Raw genomic sequence first — 18,822 nt, 5'->3', positions numbered from 1 at the left:
TCGATGGAACAACAGGTCATCTACCGCGACCGGCAGGAGCTGCAAGCCGCCGACCTCAACAACACGCAAGGCTGGATGGATGAGGCGCAGCGCCACCTGGTGACGGACGCCATCACGCCCGAGCGTCAGTTCGTCGGGCTGACCGTCACCGCGCGCAGCGCCACCGAGATCGAAGTGGCGCCGGGCCGCCTGTACGACGGCTCTAGCGGCAAGGTGTTTGCCATCGAGAGCGCCCAGGTGCACTCGGTCTTTGCCATGCTGCCCTTGCAGGACAGCAAGTGGCTGGCCGTCTCCGCCTTCGGGCAAGAGGAGGACACCGACATCCAGCCGCGCGACTTCCTGATCGACCTGCAAACGCGCGAGGTGGAGCCCGAGGCCGTGGCCATGCAGCGCCGCCGCGTGGCTGTGATCCACATCGCGCAGGGGCTGGAAAGCCCCACGCCCGAGCGCCCCGAGCCGCCGACCGGCTACACGCTCTTGGCGCACGTGCGACTTTCGCCCACCGGCATCCAGGAAGTGGTGCTCGCGACCAGCCGCAAGCTGCCCAACCTGTTCGCCGTCGATCAGCGCCTGCGCGCCGCCGAGGGCTGGATCGCCAGCGCCGAGCCGCGCATCGCGCACATCATGAGCGACATCGCCGGGCTGGGCTCCGACCTGCAGACCCGCGCCAGCATCGAGCACGTGGTGCAGCTCGGCATGGACATGGCCAAGCTCAAGGAGCGCATGGAGATCCCGGACGACTACACGTTCTACGGCGCCGACCACTACCTGAACGAGGACGAATCCGATCCGGCGCAGTCCGGCTACAGCGCAGACGTGCGCGAGGGCATCCGTCCGGCCGTCGTGGCCAGCCAGACCGGTGCGCTTTCGCTGCTCAACCCCATGGACCCCGAGGCGCGCGTGTCGGCCAACGGGCTGTTGCTGCCGGCCTACGAGGAGATCACCCGCCTGCGCATGGAGACGCGCGCTGGCGAGATGGCCATCAACGCCTACCAGTACCAGACGCTGAGCGCCACGCAGCGCAGCATGAGCCGCGAGCGCATCCGCTACGGGGAGACGCTGACCTACTGCACCAACAGCGCGTTCTGGCGCTCCGGCGTCTATGACCCGGTGAGCGGCATCCTGCGCCGAGGCGATGAGACCTGGCTGGTCGATCCGGCCGACCGGCAGGCGGCGCTGCGGCACGCCTTCGTGCGTGTGACGCGCGTGTGGATCGACCACTGGGAAGAGCCGTACTGGGACATCGTGACCACCACCCACACGGTGCAGGGCTCGATTCTGGCGCAGACGGTGCTGATGGCGCAGACCGGCTGGCTGACGTCGCTGGAAGTCTTCGTCACCAGCGCCGATCCGGCGGGCGGCCTCACGGTGCTGGTCACCGAGGCAGCGCTCGGTCAGCCAGACATCACCAAGGTGCTCTCGCGCGCCACGCTCGCCCCCGGCGCCGTGACGGCCGGCTGGCTCAAGGTCACGCTGCCCGACCCGCTGCTCGTCGAATCCGGCAAGCGCTACGCCATCGTGCTGGCCTCCGGCGCCGCGCACCGCGTGGGCTACACCGCCGGCACCGAGTACACGCAGGGCCTCTTGATGTACGCCCAGGACGGCGCGTACTTCACCGCGGCCGCCGAGCGCGATCTGATGCTGCGACTGAACTTCGCGCGGTTCACCTCGCCGCGCGCCGTGGTGCAGATGCAGCCGCTGCAACTCGCCGGAGGTATTCAGGAGCTGGACATGCTCTACGAGAGCGCCGTTCCGGCTGGCTGCCGCCTGGTGTGGGAGTACCAGACGGGCGGCATGTGGCGCCCCGTCACGACGGAGAGCGCGCCGCAGTTCGGCGGCGCGGCCTTGGTGCCGCTGCGCGCGGTGTTCATCGGCACCACCGACCTGATGCCCGCTGTGCGCCACGGCACCGCGCAGGTGACCGTGCGCCGCCGCGGCACGTCTTTCGTGCACATCAGCACCGCCCGCACGCTGGCGCAGGCCTCCAGCAACATCCGCGTGCGGCTGCTGCTGGAAGACTTCTCGCCGGCCGCCGGCCACACCGTGGACTGCAAGCTCATCATCGGCGGCTCGCCGGTGACGGCGGCGAGCTACCGCGACGAGATCGTCGACGGCCGCAGCCGCTGGCGCGAGTATAGGTTCACGCCTGCGGCCACCACGAGCTACCGCATCCGCATCGAGGGCACTGGCGTGACGGCTGCCGCGCCGTGGCACGTGGCCGAGCGCTACGACCTGGCGCTGTGACGGGAGACTGACCCATGCCCACGCGCTTCGAAGCCTACCGCATGCGCGATGGCGTCACGCTGCTGGCGGAGGACTACTTCAACCCGGTGCTGGCGGACATCGACGCCCGCATCGCCGAACTCGAAGGCCGTCGCGCCGACCTGCAAGGCGTCATCGATGACCTGACGCGCTTTGGCCTGGCCCGCATCGATACGCTGATCGGCCCGGCCATGAGCGCCGTCAACGCCATGCTCGACGAACTCACGCAGCGCCGCGACGAGCTACTGTCGGCCATCGGCAACGTCGGCAACCTGGCCACGCAGGCGCAGCTTGATGCGGCCATCGCATCCCACACCCACCAAGCCAGTCAAATTTCCGATAGCACCGCCGTCGGCCGTTCGGTGCTGACTGCCGCTGATGCGGCTGCCGCACGTGCGGCGCTTGGCGTCGCGCCGCCTATCTCCATCACCGGCCCCACATCGGCCTACGTGACCACGACGGTGACGTTGACGATCACCGATCTGGACGATTTCGATGCGTACACCGTGACCGCATCGCACGGCACGGTGAGTAGGTCTGGCGCGACGATCACCTATACCGCGCCAGCTACGGTGCCATCCGGTGGTACGGCCAAGCTCACTATTCAGCGCGGAGCAGGGTCTAGGTCAGTGACCATGCAGATCTTGCCTGCATCGGTTCTGCCGCCAACTGTTACCGTGACCGGATCACCGTCTGACGTGCCAGAGTCGCCGCTGATTGGCACCAGTGCTTTCCAGACCGCAGGCGCTCCCGACACTCACGCATCGACGACGTGGCGCGCGCGTCGGGTCTCTGACGGTGTTGTTGTGTGGGAGTCGGTTAATGACACGGCCAATCTGACGCAAATCGTCGTGCCGAACGGCATCCTGCAAGAAAATACCCAGTATCGGTTCGAGGCTATTCATAACGGAGCGACGCTGGGCGCGTCTGCCGTCGGCTTTATTCAAGCCACGACCAAGGCGCAATTTGCGCTGATCATTGGCCTCCTGCAAGTTGCCACCGGCGGCGGCGCGGGCACCTACAGCCGCATTGACAAAGACTTCAACACCATCAGCAACCCCGGCGCTGCGTATTTCAACAACCACCCGACCTACGCTGGCATCGTCACGCAGACCATCGACGGGCAAGCGATGGTGCGAATCCCTAAATTCTGGTTCAAGGCAGGAGCCGTGCCGTCTGGCCCTCATGCTGGCAAGGTGTACTGGATGATCTCCGACCAGCCTGTCTCAGGATTCTCTGTGCATCCTGCCTTCATCGGCGCGGGCGGCGTTGAGATGAATCAGGTCTGGGTTGGCAAGTATCAAGCCAGCTCTTCTGGCGGCAAGCTGCAATCCGTACCAGGTGTGGCACCGCGCGTAAGCATGGACTTCCCCACGGCGCGTGCCGAAGCCTACGCCCGCAATACAGGTGGCGTGTCTGGATTTCGCCTTTGGTCGGACTACGACATTGCCGCCATCCAGATGCTCGCAAGCATCGAACTGGGCGGGCTGGACACGCAATCGCTCATCGGCCAAGGGCGTGTCAGCCAATCCTCCGCAGCCAACGTCGATGCGTCGGATGTGGCACAGGCCACCTGGCGCGGCATCGTCGGTCTCTGGGGCAACGTCTGGCAAATGGTCGATGGGATCAAGCGCAACGGCGGCAACTGGTGGCGCTGGCAGTACAACGTGCCGGGCAACACCACCACGTCGGACTTCGCAACCGGCTATGTAAATACGGGCCGAGCGGCGCTGACGTCCAGCGGGTACCCGGTGACCTTCGACACGACACTGCTGTCGGCGGGGATCATCGTCCCGGCCACCGTCGATGGCACGCAGTCCAACGGCTCGACCGGCGATTATTTCTGGAGCAACACCAACACTGATGATCGCATCGCCTACCACGGCGGCTACTGGAGCAACGGCGCGGACGCCGGGCTGTTCTCCCTGTCCGTGGGCGTCGCCCCGTCGGATGCGAACGGCACCCTCGGTGCCCGCCTGGCGAAGGTGTGATGAGTCACGACATGACGGGTCACGAGTCAAGCGCCGCGCCGACGCGCGGCGCGTATGAAGAAAGGTTGCCAGAGGCTTACATCGAGCTTTTGACGTTACTGGAAGACATGGACGTGTACGTGCATCAGATCACGCAAAACTGGCCGAAGACCGAGCGCCATGGGCTGGCTGCTGCCGCGCGGCAGCAGGTCACAGCTTTGCAGCGCCTCACCGCCGTGGCGTGGAAGCGCAAAAGCAAGTCGGGCGCGCTGTTCGATTTGGACATCGAGCTGCACGTCCTCAAGACAATCATCCGCAAGGCGTACCGGCTGGGCTACATCAACGCCAATCGGCTGGAGGTGTGGAGTCGGCACGCGGCGGAAATCGGTCGCCGCGTCGGCGCGTGGATCAAGCACGAGTCGGCCAAGGCGAAGGGGTGCGACCTATGAACGGCGGCAACTGGAGCAACGGCGCGAACGCCGGGCTGTTCTACCTGAACGTGAACAACGACCCGTCGAATGCGAACAGCAACATCGGTGCCCGCCTGGCGATGGACGATACGGCCAGAAACGGCGCGGCCACGGCTGCGCTGGCAGCGCCATATCCTTCGGGGTCGCGCTCCTGCCCACCCGTGGGCGAATGTGAACAGGCGGGCGCGGGCCAAGTGCTGGCGTCCGCCGATCTTTTTGGGCGCATTACCGCCTGGGACAACCTGATCGCCGCATGGCGCGAGGCGCGACGCGGCAAACGCAACCGTCCAGAGGTGCGCGCGTTCGAGCACGACCTGGAAGCCAACCTCATCAACCTGCACGAACACCTGCTGCGCGGCACCTGGCGCCCTGGCGAGCCGCGGCGCTTCTGGGTGCGAGACCCCAAGTGGCGCGAGATTACCGCACCGCCATTTCCCGACCGCATCGTGCATCACGCCCTGGTGCGCGTGGTCGAGCCGCCGTTCGAGCGACGCTTTATCCACGACAGCTACGCCTGTCGCAGGGGCAAAGGCACACACCTGGCGGTGCAGCGCACGCAAGCCTTTTTGCGGCGCGCCAAGCGGCGCTGGGGCGACGCCGCCTACATCGTCAAGATCGACGTCAAGAGCTACTTCGTCGCCCCTGAAATATTCATAACAGCATGATTTTTCTTGTGTTATTGTCTGTTTGCGAGTACAATTTCCCCCAGATTTGATGGTCTGATGCGCCGTTTTCTGGGAGTTTTGCGATGTTTGCCTGCCCCGCCACCGAGGACTTCTTCCGCGCCCGGCTCGATCAGATGATCGACCTGCGCCATCCGCTGGCGGTGTTGTCCTCACGCATGCCGTGGCAGGAGTTGGAAGCAAGGCTGTCGCACCTGTTCATGCGCAAAGCGCGCGCAGGTGTCGCGATGCCCGATCTGGACCTCTTTGGCGAATCTCCGGTGCGCGCAGCTCGGGCGTCCAACGCAGGCCGACCCCGCGTGCCGCTGCGCGTGATGATCGCGCTGCTGTATCTGAAGCACGCCTTCAACGAGTCGGACGAAGGGGTGGTCGAGCGCTGGGGCGAAACCCCCACATGGCAGTTCTTCTCGGGGCGGGCGTACTTTGAACATCGCCGGCCGTGCGACGCCACGACGCTGGTGAAGTTTCGCCGGCTGCTGGGCGAAGAAGGCGTGGAAGAACTCTTGGCGCAGACCATCAACGTGGCGGTGGAAACCGGACTCATCAAGCCGCAGGAACTCAAGCGCGTGGTGGTGGACACCACCGTACAACCCAAGGCGGTGGCGCACCCCACCGACAGCCGGCTGCTGGAGACGGCACGCACCAAGCTGGTGGAGGCGGCCAAGGCCGCCGGCATCGCCTTGAAGCAGACCTTTGCCAAGGAAGGCAAGGAGCTGGCCCGCAAGGCAGGACGCTATGCGCACGCGCGGCAGTTTGCGCGCATGCGCCGGGTCATCAAGCGCCAGCGCACGATCGTGGCCAGGCTGCAGCGCGAGATCGAGCGCAAGGCCAGCCGCCTGGGGCAGGCCATCCAGAGTGCTCTTGGCCACACCCTCAACAAGGCGGCGCGTCTGGTGGCGCAGACTGCCAACCGAAAGACCGCCGACGGGACTCGAAAGCTCTACGCCTGGCACGCGCCGGAGGTGGAGTGCATCAACAAGGGCAAGGCCCGCTGCCCTTACGAGTTCGGCGTCAAGGTCGGCATTGCCAGCACCCTGAAGCACAGCCTCATCGTCGCAGCCCGGGCCTTCCATGGCAACCCCTACGACGGGCACACGCTGCAAGCGCAGCTGGAGCAGGCCACGATCCTGATGCAGGACACTGGCATCAAGCCCAGCACAGCGTTTGCCGATCTGGGCTACCGCGGGGTGGAAGCCGACATTGCGGATGTGCGCCTGGTGCACCGCGGCAAGATCAAGCGCCTCACGCAGCAGGAGCGCAAGCTGCTCAAGCGCCGCCAGGCCATCGAGCCGGTCATCGGGCACTTGAAGCAGGATCACCGCATGGACAGGTGCCACCTCAAGGGCGAGCAGGGTGACCGGCTGCACGCGGTGCTGTGCGCGGCGGGCTACAACATCCGCTGGCTGCTGCGCATGATCACGAAGAAGGGCGTGCCCTTCTTGAGGCGAGCTTTTTTGCGCCTCATTGCGGCCGTGCGCCTCATCGGCCGGTGGCTCGCCCAGCGGCGGCCAACCGAGTCCAGTGGCGCCAACCCTGCCCAGCTGCGGCTAAGGGCGGCGTGAAAATGAATTTTTCAGGGACGACTACTTCGCCAGCATCGACCATGACATCTTGCTGCGCCAGGTGGTGCGTGTCGTGACGTGCGAGCGCACGCTGGCGCTGTGGCGCACGGTGCTCTCTGGCTACGGTTTCGATGGCGTTGGTATGCCGGTCGGCGCACTCACCAGCCAGCTTGCAGCCAACATCCTGCTGGACGCGCTGGATCACCGCATCAAAGATGACTGGGGTGTGCTTGAGTACGTCCGCTATATGGACGACATGGTGCTCATTGCGCCCGACAAGGCGTCTGCCGCCCGGCTGCTGGACGCCATCGCCGACGAACTCGCAGCGCTTGGCCTGCGCCCGAACCCCAAGAGCGGCTACTGGCCGCTCAAGCGCGGCGTGGACTTCTGCGGCTACCGCATCTGGACGACGCACATTCGCCCGCGCCGACGCGCCATCCGCGCGTGGAAAGCGCGCTTTCGTCGCCTGGCTGCCCTGTACGCGCGCGGCGCAGTGGCGCTTCGCCGTTGCCGCGAGGCGGTCATGTCGTTCGTGGCGGTGATGCGTCCGGCCAATGCCGACGTGACGACACGCCAGATGCTCCATCGCTTTGTCCTGAAAGGCATGCCATGCTGACCATCACCGATCACATCCTCACCATCGACGACCAATCCATCCCCTTGCCGCACCTGACCAAGCCCGCCACCGTGCGCGTCTGGCGCGTGCCGACGGAGTACCGCGAAAACGGCATTTTCGTCTCGGTCACGCCCATCGGCGAGCCGCAGGAAATTCCCGCGTGCGATCTGCGCCAGTGCGAATACCTGGGCGAAGCGCCGCTCGACCCGCACCCCGACGCGCTGCTGACCGAAGCGAAGGCTGCAAAGAAGCGCCAGATCGAAGCCGAGCGCGATGCCGCGTGCGAGCAACCAGTCACGGCTCTCGGTCGGGTGTGGGACGCCGACAAGCGTAGTCAGGAGCTACTGGCGTCTGCGATCACTCTGGCACAAGCAGGCGCACCGCTGCCGCCTGTCTGGCGCGACCACGACAACGACAACATGTCGGTCACCGGCATCGCCGACTTGCTGGCGATTTCCGGCGCGATTGCGGCTCAGGTGCAGCAAGCCTACGCCACGTCGTGGGCGCGCAAAGCGGCGGTGGATGCAGCCACCACGATTGAAGAGGTCAACGCAGCATGAAACAGCGCCTGCTCAACATCTTGATCGCGCTCGACCAGCTGCTGTGGGTGGTGTTGACGCTGGGCAAAGGCAGCCCGGACGAGACCATCTCGGCGGCCGCGTGGCGCATGGAGCAGCAGGGCAAGGTCGCCGGGCGCGTGCTGCGCCCGCTGATCGACGCGCTGTTTTACCCGCTGGAGCGCGACCGCTGCCGCCTGAGCTTCGAGAGCGAGCGCGACGGCAAACAACTCCCACCCCTGTACCGAAAGGAGATCAACCATGTCTGAAGCCTTCCACCATGGCGTCGAGGTCGTCGAGATCGACAACGGCGTCCGCCCGATTCAGACCGCGCGCAGCTCGGTGATCGGCATCGTCGGCACCGCGCCGGCGGCCAGCGATGCGAGCGTTCCGCTCAACACCCCCATCCTGCTCACCACCCCGCGCAGCGCCGCGATTCTGGGTGGCACGGGCACGCTGCCGGCGGCGGTGGCGGCCATCCACGCGCAGGGGTATAGCCCGCTGATCGTGGCGATCCGCGTGGCCGATGTCGCCGACGATCCGAATACGACTGCCGTCAACGAGCGGCTGGAGGCCATCATCGGCGGCACGGATGCGGGCACCGGTGCGCGCACGGGTATCGCCGCGCTGGAGACGGCGCGCAGCGTGCTGGGCGTGGTGCCGCGCATTCTGCTGGCGCCCGGCTTTTCGCAGCACAAGACGGTGGCCGACGCGCTGATCGCGCAGGCCATCAAGCTGCGCGCGGTGGCCCTGATCGACGGCCCCAACAGCACCAGCGCCGCGGCCATTGCCTACCGCGCCCAGTTCGACTCCAGCCGCGCCTACCTGATCGACCCCTGGGCGGTGGTCGATGGCAGCGTGGTGCCGGTCAGCCCCCATGTGGCCGGGCTGATCGCCAAGATCGACAACGAGCGCGGCTTCTGGTGGAGCCCCAGCAACAACCCGCTCTTGGGCATCGACCGCCCGGCGCGGCCGATCGATTTTGGCCTGGGGCGCGTGGACTCGGAGGCCAACCTGCTCAACGAGCCCGGCGTGGCCACGCTCATCACCGAGCAGGGCATCCGCCTGTGGGGCAACCGCACCTGCTCGTCCGACCCGAAGTGGGCCTTCCTGTCCGTGCGCCGCACCGCCGACATGATCCACGAATCCATGCTGCAGGCGCACCTGTGGGCGGTCGACCGCGCGGTTGGCAAAGCCTACATCCGCGACGTGCAAGAGTCGGTCAACGCCTATCTGCGGCACCTCAAGAGCGTGGGCGCGATCCTGGGCGGCCGCTGCTGGCTCGATGAGGAGCTCAACACCCCGGCCAACCTCGCGGCAGGCAAGGTGTATTTCGACTTCGACTTCACCCCGCCCGCACCGGCCGAGCGCGTCACCTTCCGCTCGCACCTGGTGGCCGACTATGCCGCCGCGGTCTTTGAACAGTGATGAAAGGAGCTTGAAATGGCGATTCAACACGTTTTGAGCAACCTCTCGGCTTTCGTGGCGGGCAAGGGGTATCTGGGCCGCGTGGCGGAGTTTTCGCCCCCGAAGCTCGCGCCCATCGTGCGCGACTACAAGGCCGGCGGCATGGGCGCGGAAGTCGCCATCCCCATGGGCGCGGTCGAAAAGCTCGAAGCCTCCTTCACGATCACCGGCTACGACCCCGATCTGTTCGCGCAGTTTGCCGTGGTCCCAGGGCGCCTGGTGCCGCTGCGCTTTACCGGTGCGATGGTGGACTACGACGGCACCTGTCGGCCGATCGAGATCACGCTGCGCGCGGTGCTGTCGTTTGAATCCGACGCATGGAAGCCCACCGAGGCGAGCGACCTCAAGGTCAGCGCGATGTGCCACTACTACAAGCTCGACATCGATGGCCGCACGCTGGTGGAGCTCGACCCGGTCAACATGGTGGCCGTGATCAACGGCCAGGATCAACTGCAGGCCGTGCGCGCCGCGCTGGGGGTGTGACATGGACACCGTGACCGTCACCGTGCTGGTGGGCGGCTGGTGGCTGCCCGGCCGCCACCTCGCCGCGGGCGACACGCTCACGCTCGATGCCGCCACCGCCGAGGCCCTGGCCCGGCGCGGCATCGTGCGCCTGCAAGCCGCCGATGTCGCATCGAATGCGGGCACGGAGGAAGCGCCCGCGCCCATCAAGACCCGCCGCAACCGCAAGGAGACCGCTCAATGACCATGACCATCAAGCTGCGCGAGCCGGTGCAGATCAACGGCGCCACGGTTGGCGTGCTACATCTTCGCCGCCCCAAGGTGCGCGACCTGGAAGCCATCGACAAGGTGGCGGGCGAGACCGCCAAGACCGTGGCGCTCATCGCCAACCTGGCCGAATGGACGCCCGACCAGGTGCGCGAGCTCGACGCCGCCGACTTCGCCGCGGCCAGCAAGGCCGTGGCCGAGATGCTGGGAAACGGCTGATCCAGCCGATGGACGGGCTGGAGATGCTGGCGCTGGCCTACCACTGGCCGCCCGATGTCGGGCGCGGCATGGACGTAGCCGAGTTTGCCGAGTGGGTCAAACGCGCCGAGCGCGTGCTCAAGGCGCGCGGTGGCCTGTGAGGATGTGGTGCAACCATCCGACGATGGCGCGCATGATGGCCACCAGCGGCCACAGCGCCAGCGTGAGGATGGCCACGGCAGCCGCGCCTTGCCATGACCAGCCATCCACCGCCAGCGGCAGCGCCGAGGCCAGCAACGCGAGCAGGAATGCCAGAATGAACGAGGTCATGCCATGAGTCTAGCCGGGATGACGGTTGGCGTCATCATCAGCGCCATCGACCGCGCCAGCGCCCCCATCAAGCAAATCCAGGGCGCCACCTCGACGCTTGGGCGCGCGCTGGAGTCCATCTCGACCAAGGCGGCGATGGCCGGGGCCGCGCTGCATGGCGTGGCGCTGGCCACCTCCGGCCTGTCTAGCCGCATGCAGCAGATCGGCATGCAGGCCGTGCATGCCTTCGCGGCGTTCGATGACGCGCGCGCCACCATCGCTTCGATGCCTGGCGTCACGCAAGAGGCGCTGGCCAAGATGCAGGCCTCGGCCTTTGCCTTCACCCGGCAAAACCGCGCCACGCTCGCCGACTACTACAACACCGCCTACAACATCCTGTCGGCTGGCATCCCGGAGGCGCTGGCTACTTACGCCACCGAGGTCTCGATCAAAGTCGGGCAGGCCACGCGCGGCAGCGCGGACGAGGCCGGCGAGGCGGTGGCGATCCTGTGGAACAACATGCGCGACGGTAGCCGCGATGCGGCAGCCGAGTTCGCGCGCATGGGCGACATCATCACCGCCACGCAGCAGCGCTTCCAGATCAAAAACCTGTCGCAGCTCACCGAGGGGCTGAAATACGCCACGCCGGCCGCCAAGACCGCCCGGCTCGCGGTGGACGACATGGGCGCGGCGCTTGGGCGGCTCAACAGCGCAGGCCTGCAAGGCTCCATGGCCGGAACGGCGCTGGCCAACCTGCTGGCCAACCGCTTCAAGGCGGCGCAGGAAATCGGCTTCAAGGTGGCGGTCAAGAAAGGCACGGGCGAGCTTGACCTCTTGCGCACCCTGGAAAACCTCAAGGCCAAGATCGGCGACATCAACCGCCTCACGCCCGAGATGGAGGACAAGCTGCGCAAAGGATTTGGCGAAGAAGGCTTCCGCGCCGCGATGCTGTTGCTCGGTCAGACCGAAGTGCTCAAGGAGGATTTGGCCGCCATCCGCGGCAGCGCCGGCGCGTTCGATGCCGCCAGCCGCGTGCTGAACGAAAGCGCCGGCGCCAAGTGGCAGCAAATGCTCAACCGTTTCGAGCAGCTATGGATACGCCTGGGCGAAGCGCTGATGCCGCTCAAGGACGCCATCGCCGTCCCGGTGCTGGCGGTGGTGGACAAGATAGACGCGCTCATCACCAAGTTCCCATCGCTGACCCGCTGGGTGGTTGGCGGCGTGGCCGCGCTCTCAAGCCTGGCGGCGGCCGCCGGCACGGCGTTGATTGCCATCGGGGCACTGGGCAAGCTGCGCGGGCTGTTTGGGCGCGGCAAAGCCGGCGCCGAAGCGCCAGGGGGAGGTCTGCTCGGCAACCTTGCCGGCGGCGTGCAAAAGGTGTGGGTCGTCAACATGCCTGGAGGCGGCCTGCCCGGCATGGGGGTGCCCGACACCGGCGGCAAGGCCGGAAGCGCTGCGCGCAGCATCGGCAGCCGCATCCGCTCGGCTGTGGCCGGCGTGATGATGCAGGCCAGCCTCGCCTGGCAGGCCATCGCCGCCTGGGGCGGAAAAGCCTGGGGCGTCATTGCCCGCATCGGCGCAGCGCTTGCGCCGCTGGCCGCCCGCATCTGGGCCGTGGTGTCGCCGCTCGGCAAGCTGGCTGCCGCATTCGCCGCAGGCTACGCTGTTGGAACGCTATTGAACAAGGGCATCGATGCGCTGCTGTCGAAGCTGCTGGGTGTGCCGACCTCGCTGGGCAGCGTGATCTACGACATCGTGCAAGCCGTCAAGGACGTGCCGCAGCGCATGCTGGCCATCGGAGGGCAGATCGTCGATGGTCTGCTCGCGGGATTGCGCCAGCGCTGGGCCGCGCTCAAGGAAGGCGTCACCGACATGGGGTCGGCCATTTCAGGCTGGTTCAAGGACAAGCTGGGCATCCGCTCGCCCAGCCGGGTGTTCGCCGAGATGGGTGGCCACCTCATGGGCGGCCTGCGGTTGGGCATCCAGCGTGCCGCCGGTCTGCCGCTGTCGGCCATGGGTGCGGTGGCCGGGGCGCTGGCCACGCCGATTGCCGCCGGGACGCTGGCCATGGGCAGCGCAGCGGGCGCGCTGGCTGCACCACTCACTGCCATGGCGCCGCTCGCACCGACGCCTGCCGCCGCGCTGGCTGCACCACTCACTACCATGGCGCCGCTCGCACCGACGCCTGCCGCCGCGCCGATCCACATCACTGTCAACCTCAACGGCCCCGCCACGCCAGAGGCCGCGCAGGACGTGGCCGCCGCCGTGCGCCGCGAAGTCGAGCGCGCGCTGGCTGAGTCCGCCCGGCGCGAGCAGCTCGCCCGCCGCGCAGCGCTCATCGATGGAGGGATGGCTTGATGGACGTGCTCATGACGCTTGGCGATGGCACGCAGGTGTTGCGCTTTGCCATCGAGACTGCCGCCTACCAGTCACTCACCCGCCGCACCGAGTGGCGCTGGCCCGCGCAGGATCGGCTGTGGGCGGAGCCAGCGCGCCAGTTCACCGGGCGCGGCACCGACGAGATCACCATCGAAGGCGTGATCCTGCCGGCCTACCGTGGCGGCCTTGGGCAGATCAAGGCCATGCGTGCGCTGGCCGACGCGGCACTGAAAGACGGCAGCGCCGCGCGGCCGCTGATGCTGACCACCGGCTACGGCGACGTGCTGGGAGAGTGGGTCATCACCGGCCTGGAAGAGGAGCAGCCCGTCATCGGCCCATCCGGCGCGCCGCTGGAGCAGCGCTTTCGCCTGACGCTGGCCGCCTACGCGAGGGACGCCGCATGATGCCCATCTACACCACGCAGCAAGACGGCGAGCGCCTCGACCTCATCTGCTATCGCTGGTATGGCACGCTCGCAGGCCGCATGGTCGAGCGCGTGCTGGAGGCCAATCCTGGCCTGGCCGCGCGTGACCCGGCCAACCTGCCGGCGCGCACGTCCATCGCCATGCCGCCCGCGCCTGCGCGCGCAACGCCTGCGCCGAGGATCATCTGATGCGCCCGGTGTTCTACCTCTTCAGCGTGGACGGCGCCGACCTCACCGACACGCTGATGGATCGCGTGACACGGCTGACCGTGGTGGACGCCGAAGGGCTGGCCAGCGACACGCTGGAAGTCGAGCTCGACGACCGCGGGCAGCGCATCCCGCTGCCGGCCGCTGGCGACCGGCTGCGGCTGCTGCTGGGGTATCTTGATCGGCCGCCCATCCCCACCATCGGCGATTTCGTCGTGGACGAAGTGCGGCTATCTGGCCCGCCGCTGACGGTCTCGTTTTCCGCCAAGGGCGCGGACATGGTGCGCACGTCGGTCAAAGCCCCGCGCATCGATGCCGGTGACGACGACACGCTGGACAGGCTTGCGCGTCGCATCGCGCAGCGCCAAGGGCTTGAGCCCCACATCCATCCGGACGCGGCCCACATCCCCATCGGCCACATCGACCAGCAGGGTGAGAGCGACATGGCGCTGCTCACCCGCGTGGCCAGGGCGCGCGACTGGGTGCTGCGGCTGGACGGCGAGCGCCTGACGCTGCGCCCGCACGCGGGCAACCTGCCACCGGCGCGCGAGCCGCAGCCATGGCGCCCGGCGCTGCACCGGCTGGATGCCAGGCGGATCACGCGCTACGACTACACCAGCAACAGCCGCAGCCAGTACAGCCGGGTGCGCAGCTACTACTACGACCCGGACACCGGCCGGCGCGTGCCGGTGGAAGTCGGCGACGGACAGCACCCGGATGCGCCCGTCATGGAGGTGCGACACGACGCCAAAGACGAGCGCGCCGCGCGCGATGCCGCAGCCGCCCGCCTGCGCCAGCTGCGGCGCTCAAGCGGCAGCCTGACGCTTGAGCTGCCCGGCGACACACGCCTGCTGGCGGGTCATCACGTGCTCGTGACTGGGCTATCCGATCCTGTCGGCGGGCAGTGGGTCATCCAGCGCGCCGAGCACACGCTGGATGCCGAAGGTCTGCGCACGCGCATCGAGTGCGTGCCGCCCTCCGAAGGCGGCCGCGCCAGTCAAGACCTGATCGACGAGATCATCGAGGAGGTGGAATGAGCGACGTCAGCCTGATCGACATCCTGCCACGCCGTGCGGCAAGCCTTGCCGCGCTCAAACGCTGGATCGGCCTGTCAGCGCGAAGCGCGCGGCCCATCGACGGCATCGACCACCTGCGCCAGTCGATCCTCGACATCCTCAGCACCTACCCCGGCGAGCGCATCATGCGCCCGGAATACGGCAGCCGCATCCGCGACCTGATCGACCGACCGGTCAACGCGCAGTGGCTGGCCGACCTCTATCACGAGGTGGCAGTCGCCATCCAGCGCTGGGAGCCGCGCGTCAAGGTGCAGCGCGTAGCAGCCAGCATGGACACGCCTGGCCACGTCACGCTAGACCTGACGCTGCGCATCGGCGCGCAGGAGCAGCCGCAGACGCTGCGCGTGGAGGTGTGACGGTGGGCATCCAGCAGCGCATCCTCAACGTCCTGATCGCGCTCGATCAGCTTGCGTGGGTACTGCTCACGCTGGGAAGAGGGCACCCGGATGAGACCATCAGCGCGGCCGCCTGGCGCATGGAGCGCCAGGGCAAGCTGGCCGGGCGCATCCTACGCCCGCTGATCGACGCGCTGTTCTGGCCGCTGGAACGTGACCACTGCCGGCGCGCGTACCAGTCGGAGGCTATGGGGCGGCAGTTGCCGGATGTGTACCGTTGCCGTTGATTGCATTGAGCGCGTCGGTGGTACGAATTTGCTACTGACGGCGATCAATCCCTAGCATTCAACCCATTGAACTACGGCGGGCCCGCAGGGCGACCGATTGTACCGGTCGAGGGCGGGCTGGCGCTGGGGCGCCGGGCAGAGCGCGGGCGGCGACCCGGGAGGAGCAGGGCGCGGGGCGCGCCGATCAGATGTCGCGGGCCATACGTTGCGGACCGCTTCCGGTGCGCGCAGGCGCGGGCCAGCCCGACGATGCAGCGATCATTTCGACAGCAGCCGCATTGCGTCTTCCAGGCCCTTGAGCGTTAGCGGGAACATGCGCCCGCCCATCAGCTGCTGGATGATCGCGATGCTCTGCCGGTAGGACCACACACCCTGCGGTTCGGGGTTGATCCACACGTGGTGCGGAAACGCGTGGGTCAGGCGCTGCAGCCACTCGGCGCCGGGTTCCTCGTTGTTGTATTCGACGCTGCCGCCGGGCTGCAGGATTTCGTAGGGGCTCATCGTCGCGTCCCCGACGAAAATGAGCTTGTAGTCCTTGTTGTATTTGCGGATCACGTCCCACGTGGGGTGCTTTTCCGCGAAGCGGCGGCGGTTGTTCTTCCACACATAGTCGTAGACGCAGTTGTGGAAGTAGTAGAACTCGAGGTGCTTGAACTCCGCGCGCGCGGCCGAGAACAGCTCTTCGACGCGCAGGATGTGCTCGTCCATCGTGCCGCCCACGTCCATCAGCAGCAGCACCTTCACGTGGTTGTGGCGCTCCGGCACCATCCGGATGTCCAGACAGCCCGCGTTGGCTGCGGTGGCGCGGATGGTGCCCGGCAGGTCGAGTTCCAGCTCCGAGCCCTCGCGCGCAAAGCGCCGCAGCCGCCGCAACGCCATCTTGATGTTGCGCGTGCCCAGCTCCTGTGTGTCGTCGTAGTCGCGGTAGCTGCGCTGCTCCCAGACTTTGACGGCGCTTTTGCCCCCGCCCTTGCCGCCAATGCGGATGCCCTGTGGGTTGTGGCCGCCGTGGCCGAAGGGACTGGTGCCGCCGGTGCCGATCCACTTGCTGCCGCCCTCGTGGCGCTCCTTCTGTTCCTCGAGCCGCTTGCGCAGCTCCTCCATCAGCTCGTCCCACTCCAGGCGCGGGGCGTTGGCCTTCTGCTCTTCGGACAGCAGCCGCTCGAGCGTCTGGCGCAGCCAGTCGGCCGGGATTTCCTTGGAAAAATCCGCGATCTGCTCGACGCCGTGGAAGTACGCCGCGAACGCGCGGTCGAACTTGTCGTAGTGCCGCTCGTCTTTCACCAGCGTCGTGCGCGCCAGGTAGTAAAAATCGTCGATCGAGCAGGCGTCCGGGTTGCGCGGACCGACCACGCCCGCCTGCAGCGCCTCGAGCAGTGTCAGGTATTCCTTCACGGACACGGGCAGCTTGGCCGCGCGCAGGGTGTAGAAGAAGCCGGTCAGCATGGCAGTCTCATGCGCGGAAGCGGGGGCGTCTCCGGCAAGGCGGAGCCATTCTTTCAGCGGTTGCGCTGGTTCATGAAGACGAGCTTCTCGAACAGGACGAGATCCTGTTCGTTCTTCAGCAGTGCGCCGACCAGTGGGGGCACGGCCAGCTTGCCGTCGGGGCCCTGCAGCGCCTCGGGCGCGATGTCTTCGGCCGCCAGCAGCCGCAGCCAGTCCAGCAGCTCCGAGGTGGAGGGTTTTTTCTTCAGGCCCGGCAGCTGGCGGATGTCGAAAAAGGTGCGCATCGCCGCCGCGACCAGCGCGTCTTTCAGGCCCGGGAAGTGCACGTCCACGATTTGCTTCATCGTGGGCGGGTCGGGGAACTTGATGTAGTGGAAGAAGCAGCGGCGCAGGAACGCGTCGGGCAGCTCCTTTTCGTTGTTGGAGGTGATGAACACCAGCGGCCGGTGTCGGGCGCGGATGAGCTCGCGCGTCTCGTAGCAGTAGAACTCCATGCGGTCGAGCTCGCGCAGCAGGTCGTTGGGGAACTCGATGTCGGCCTTGTCGATTTCGTCGATCAGCAGCGCCACGGGGCGGTCGGCCTCGAACGCCTGCCACAGCACGCCCTTGACGATGTAGTTGCGGATGTCCTTGACGCGGTCGTCGCCGAGCTGGCTGTCGCGCAGGCGGCTGACCGCGTCGTACTCATACAGCCCCTGCTGGGCCTTGGTGGTGGACTTGATGTGCCACTGCAGCAGCGGCATGTCGAGCGCGCGCGCGACCTCCTCGGCCAGCATGGTCTTGCCGGTGCCGGGTTCGCCTTTGAGCAGCAGCGGGCGCTGCAGCCGGATCGCGGCGTTGACCGCAAGCAAGAGGTCGGGGGTGGCGACGTAGGAGTCGGAGCCTGTGAATCGCATCGGTGATCCTGCAACGAAGGGGCGGCCCGCGCGGGGCGTGCCCTTGGGTTTCCCCGGGGGTGGGGGGCGGGAACGAGTCTATATAATCGGTCGTTGATTTTTGTCAAACGTCCCTCGCATTGTGCTTGCAAGATGAAACAAACGTTGACCTCCACGCTGAAAACCGTTGTCGCAAGCGCGACTGTTCTGTTGGCCTCGGTATCGCACGCCCAAACGGCCGCGGGGGACGTCAAGGCCGGTGAGGCGAAGGCCGCGATGTGCATCGGCTGCCACGGCATCCCGGGGTACCAGAACAGCTTTCCGGAAATCCACCGCGTGCCGATGATTTCGGGCCAGACGGCCGGCTACATCTCCGCCGCGCTGCAGGCGTACCGCAAGGGTGACCGCAAGCACCCGACGATGCGCGGTATCGCGGGGTCGCTGACGGACCAGGACATCGCCGACCTGGCGGCGTTCTACAGCGCGCACAACGCGGGCGTGACCGCGCCCGAGCAGCCCAAAGCGCCGCCCGCCGCGGTGGCCGCGCTGCTGGAAAAGGGTGCCTGCACGTCGTGCCACGGGGCCAACTTTAGCAAGCCCATCGACCCGAGCTATCCGAAGATCGCCGGCCAGCACGCCGACTACCTGTTCGTCGCGCTGAAGTCGTATAACGTGCAGGGCAACCCGTACATCGGCCGCGCCAACCCGATCATGGGCGGCATCACGCAGCAGTTCAGCAACGCCGAACTCAAGCAGATCGCCAACTACCTCGCCACCGTGCAAGGCGAGCTGGCGACCAAGCCGCAGCCGCGCTTCCGCTGACCCGGTGCCAGCTGCCGCACCGCGACCGGCCCTGCGAGGGCCGGTTTTGTTTGGGTGCTCAGTAGGGGCGTTTGTGCGCCCAGCAGGGGCACAGCCCAGGATGCCTGCCCCCGAGGCCGATTGGGTGGCGGTTCGGCGTCGGGGCGTG

At 67.1% G+C, this 18,822-nt stretch carries 23 protein-coding genes; 20 read left to right on the top strand and 3 right to left on the bottom strand.

The window, feature by feature from the left end:
- The first annotated feature begins 3 nt into the window (after window positions 1-3).
- The 13 genes from LCC91_RS07680 to LCC91_RS07620 all read left to right on the top strand — a co-directional run bounded on the left by LCC91_RS07680 (window position 4) and on the right by LCC91_RS07620 (window position 10,675).
- Complete coding sequence (locus tag LCC91_RS07680) at window positions 4-2,244, top strand: hypothetical protein (protein WP_143897645.1); 2,241 nt, start codon at window positions 4-6, stop codon at window positions 2,242-2,244.
- A 14-nt stretch (window positions 2,245-2,258) separates the two neighbouring features.
- Entirely contained in the window at window positions 2,259-4,253 is a 1,995-nt protein-coding gene (locus tag LCC91_RS07675; protein WP_185974879.1) for a hypothetical protein, read from the top strand.
- Between the two features lie 11 nt (window positions 4,254-4,264).
- On the top strand, window positions 4,265-4,681 hold the full coding sequence (locus LCC91_RS07670) for a four helix bundle protein (RefSeq protein ID WP_185974880.1): 417 nt from the start codon (window positions 4,265-4,267) through the stop codon (window positions 4,679-4,681).
- A complete protein-coding gene (locus LCC91_RS07665; RefSeq protein ID WP_143897649.1) occupies window positions 4,678-5,367 on the top strand; it encodes a reverse transcriptase family protein in 690 nt (229 codons plus the stop codon). The genes LCC91_RS07670 and LCC91_RS07665 overlap by 4 nt, the downstream gene beginning before the upstream one ends.
- 83 nt (window positions 5,368-5,450) lie before the next feature.
- Window positions 5,451-6,947: an IS5 family transposase gene (locus tag LCC91_RS07660; RefSeq protein ID WP_224440884.1), complete on the top strand. Its 1,497-nt coding sequence runs from the start codon at window positions 5,451-5,453 to the stop codon at window positions 6,945-6,947.
- 34 nt (window positions 6,948-6,981) lie between these two features.
- Window positions 6,982-7,563 (top strand): RNA-directed DNA polymerase, encoded by a 582-nt coding sequence (locus LCC91_RS07655; protein WP_143897454.1) that lies wholly within the window; start codon window positions 6,982-6,984, stop codon window positions 7,561-7,563.
- Window positions 7,557-8,123 carry a DUF4376 domain-containing protein gene (locus LCC91_RS07650; RefSeq protein WP_143897453.1) on the top strand — a complete coding sequence of 189 codons (567 nt, stop codon included), beginning with the start codon at window positions 7,557-7,559 and terminating at the stop codon, window positions 8,121-8,123. The genes LCC91_RS07655 and LCC91_RS07650 overlap by 7 nt, the downstream gene beginning before the upstream one ends.
- The gene (locus tag LCC91_RS07645) at window positions 8,120-8,389 is read left to right on the top strand and encodes a pseudouridine synthase (protein WP_143897452.1); all 270 of its coding nucleotides are present in this window, start codon (window positions 8,120-8,122) and stop codon (window positions 8,387-8,389) included. The genes LCC91_RS07650 and LCC91_RS07645 overlap by 4 nt, the downstream gene beginning before the upstream one ends.
- Complete coding sequence (locus tag LCC91_RS07640) at window positions 8,382-9,548, top strand: phage tail sheath subtilisin-like domain-containing protein (protein WP_143897451.1); 1,167 nt, start codon at window positions 8,382-8,384, stop codon at window positions 9,546-9,548. Before LCC91_RS07645 ends, LCC91_RS07640 begins: the two co-directional genes overlap by 8 nt.
- A gap of 15 nt (window positions 9,549-9,563) precedes the next feature.
- Window positions 9,564-10,070 (top strand): phage major tail tube protein, encoded by a 507-nt coding sequence (locus LCC91_RS07635; protein ID WP_143897450.1) that lies wholly within the window; start codon window positions 9,564-9,566, stop codon window positions 10,068-10,070.
- A gap of 1 nt (window position 10,071) precedes the next feature.
- The gene (locus tag LCC91_RS07630; RefSeq protein ID WP_143897449.1) at window positions 10,072-10,293 is read left to right on the top strand and encodes a hypothetical protein; all 222 of its coding nucleotides are present in this window, start codon (window positions 10,072-10,074) and stop codon (window positions 10,291-10,293) included.
- A complete protein-coding gene (locus LCC91_RS07625) occupies window positions 10,290-10,535 on the top strand; it encodes a phage tail assembly protein (protein ID WP_221934149.1) in 246 nt (81 codons plus the stop codon). Before LCC91_RS07630 ends, LCC91_RS07625 begins: the two co-directional genes overlap by 4 nt.
- An 8-nt stretch (window positions 10,536-10,543) precedes the next feature.
- Window positions 10,544-10,675, top strand: coding sequence for a GpE family phage tail protein (locus tag LCC91_RS07620; protein WP_143897448.1), 132 nt, complete (start codon window positions 10,544-10,546; stop codon window positions 10,673-10,675).
- Here LCC91_RS07620 and LCC91_RS07615 read toward each other — a convergent pair.
- Window positions 10,653-10,844, bottom strand: a complete 192-nt coding sequence (locus tag LCC91_RS07615) for a hypothetical protein (protein WP_143897447.1) — start codon at window positions 10,842-10,844, stop codon at window positions 10,653-10,655. The two genes, LCC91_RS07620 and LCC91_RS07615, sit on opposite strands and share 23 nt — an antisense overlap.
- 3 nt (window positions 10,845-10,847) lie before the next feature.
- Here LCC91_RS07615 and LCC91_RS07610 point away from each other — a divergent pair, with 3 nt between their 5' ends.
- The 6 genes from LCC91_RS07610 to LCC91_RS07585 are packed head-to-tail and all read left to right on the top strand — an operon-like array spanning window position 10,848 to window position 15,531.
- Window positions 10,848-13,181, top strand: a complete 2,334-nt coding sequence (locus tag LCC91_RS07610; protein ID WP_143897446.1) for a phage tail tape measure protein — start codon at window positions 10,848-10,850, stop codon at window positions 13,179-13,181.
- Window positions 13,181-13,606 carry a phage tail protein gene (locus LCC91_RS07605; RefSeq protein ID WP_221934148.1) on the top strand — a complete coding sequence of 142 codons (426 nt, stop codon included), beginning with the start codon at window positions 13,181-13,183 and terminating at the stop codon, window positions 13,604-13,606. Before LCC91_RS07610 ends, LCC91_RS07605 begins: the two co-directional genes overlap by 1 nt.
- Window positions 13,603-13,815, top strand: a complete 213-nt coding sequence (locus LCC91_RS07600; protein WP_143897444.1) for a tail protein X — start codon at window positions 13,603-13,605, stop codon at window positions 13,813-13,815. The genes LCC91_RS07605 and LCC91_RS07600 overlap by 4 nt, the downstream gene beginning before the upstream one ends.
- A complete protein-coding gene (locus LCC91_RS07595) occupies window positions 13,815-14,870 on the top strand; it encodes a phage late control D family protein (protein ID WP_143897443.1) in 1,056 nt (351 codons plus the stop codon). Before LCC91_RS07600 ends, LCC91_RS07595 begins: the two co-directional genes overlap by 1 nt.
- Complete coding sequence (locus LCC91_RS07590; protein WP_143897442.1) at window positions 14,867-15,265, top strand: GPW/gp25 family protein; 399 nt, start codon at window positions 14,867-14,869, stop codon at window positions 15,263-15,265. Before LCC91_RS07595 ends, LCC91_RS07590 begins: the two co-directional genes overlap by 4 nt.
- A gap of 2 nt (window positions 15,266-15,267) precedes the next feature.
- On the top strand, window positions 15,268-15,531 hold the full coding sequence (locus LCC91_RS07585; RefSeq protein ID WP_224440883.1) for a hypothetical protein: 264 nt from the start codon (window positions 15,268-15,270) through the stop codon (window positions 15,529-15,531).
- Window positions 15,532-15,789: 258 nt separating this feature from the next.
- On the opposite strand, the gene LCC91_RS07580 is transcribed toward LCC91_RS07585, so the two are convergent.
- Both LCC91_RS07580 and LCC91_RS07575 read right to left on the bottom strand, forming a co-directional pair.
- A complete protein-coding gene (locus tag LCC91_RS07580) occupies window positions 15,790-16,977 on the bottom strand; it encodes a vWA domain-containing protein (RefSeq protein WP_143897441.1) in 1,188 nt (395 codons plus the stop codon).
- 53 nt (window positions 16,978-17,030) lie between these two features.
- The gene (locus LCC91_RS07575) at window positions 17,031-17,873 is read right to left on the bottom strand and encodes an AAA family ATPase (protein WP_143897440.1); all 843 of its coding nucleotides are present in this window, start codon (window positions 17,871-17,873) and stop codon (window positions 17,031-17,033) included.
- Between the two features lie 132 nt (window positions 17,874-18,005).
- Between LCC91_RS07575 and LCC91_RS07570 the strand changes: the two genes are divergently transcribed.
- Window positions 18,006-18,674: a c-type cytochrome gene (locus LCC91_RS07570; RefSeq protein WP_143897439.1), complete on the top strand. Its 669-nt coding sequence runs from the start codon at window positions 18,006-18,008 to the stop codon at window positions 18,672-18,674.
- Window positions 18,675-18,822: the final 148 nt, after the last annotated feature.

The organism is Tepidimonas taiwanensis (assembly GCF_020162115.1).
Lineage (GTDB): Bacteria > Pseudomonadota > Gammaproteobacteria > Burkholderiales > Burkholderiaceae_C > Tepidimonas > Tepidimonas taiwanensis.
Note: the sequence above shows the minus strand (reverse complement) of the source record. Positions and strands in the feature narration are given on the sequence as shown.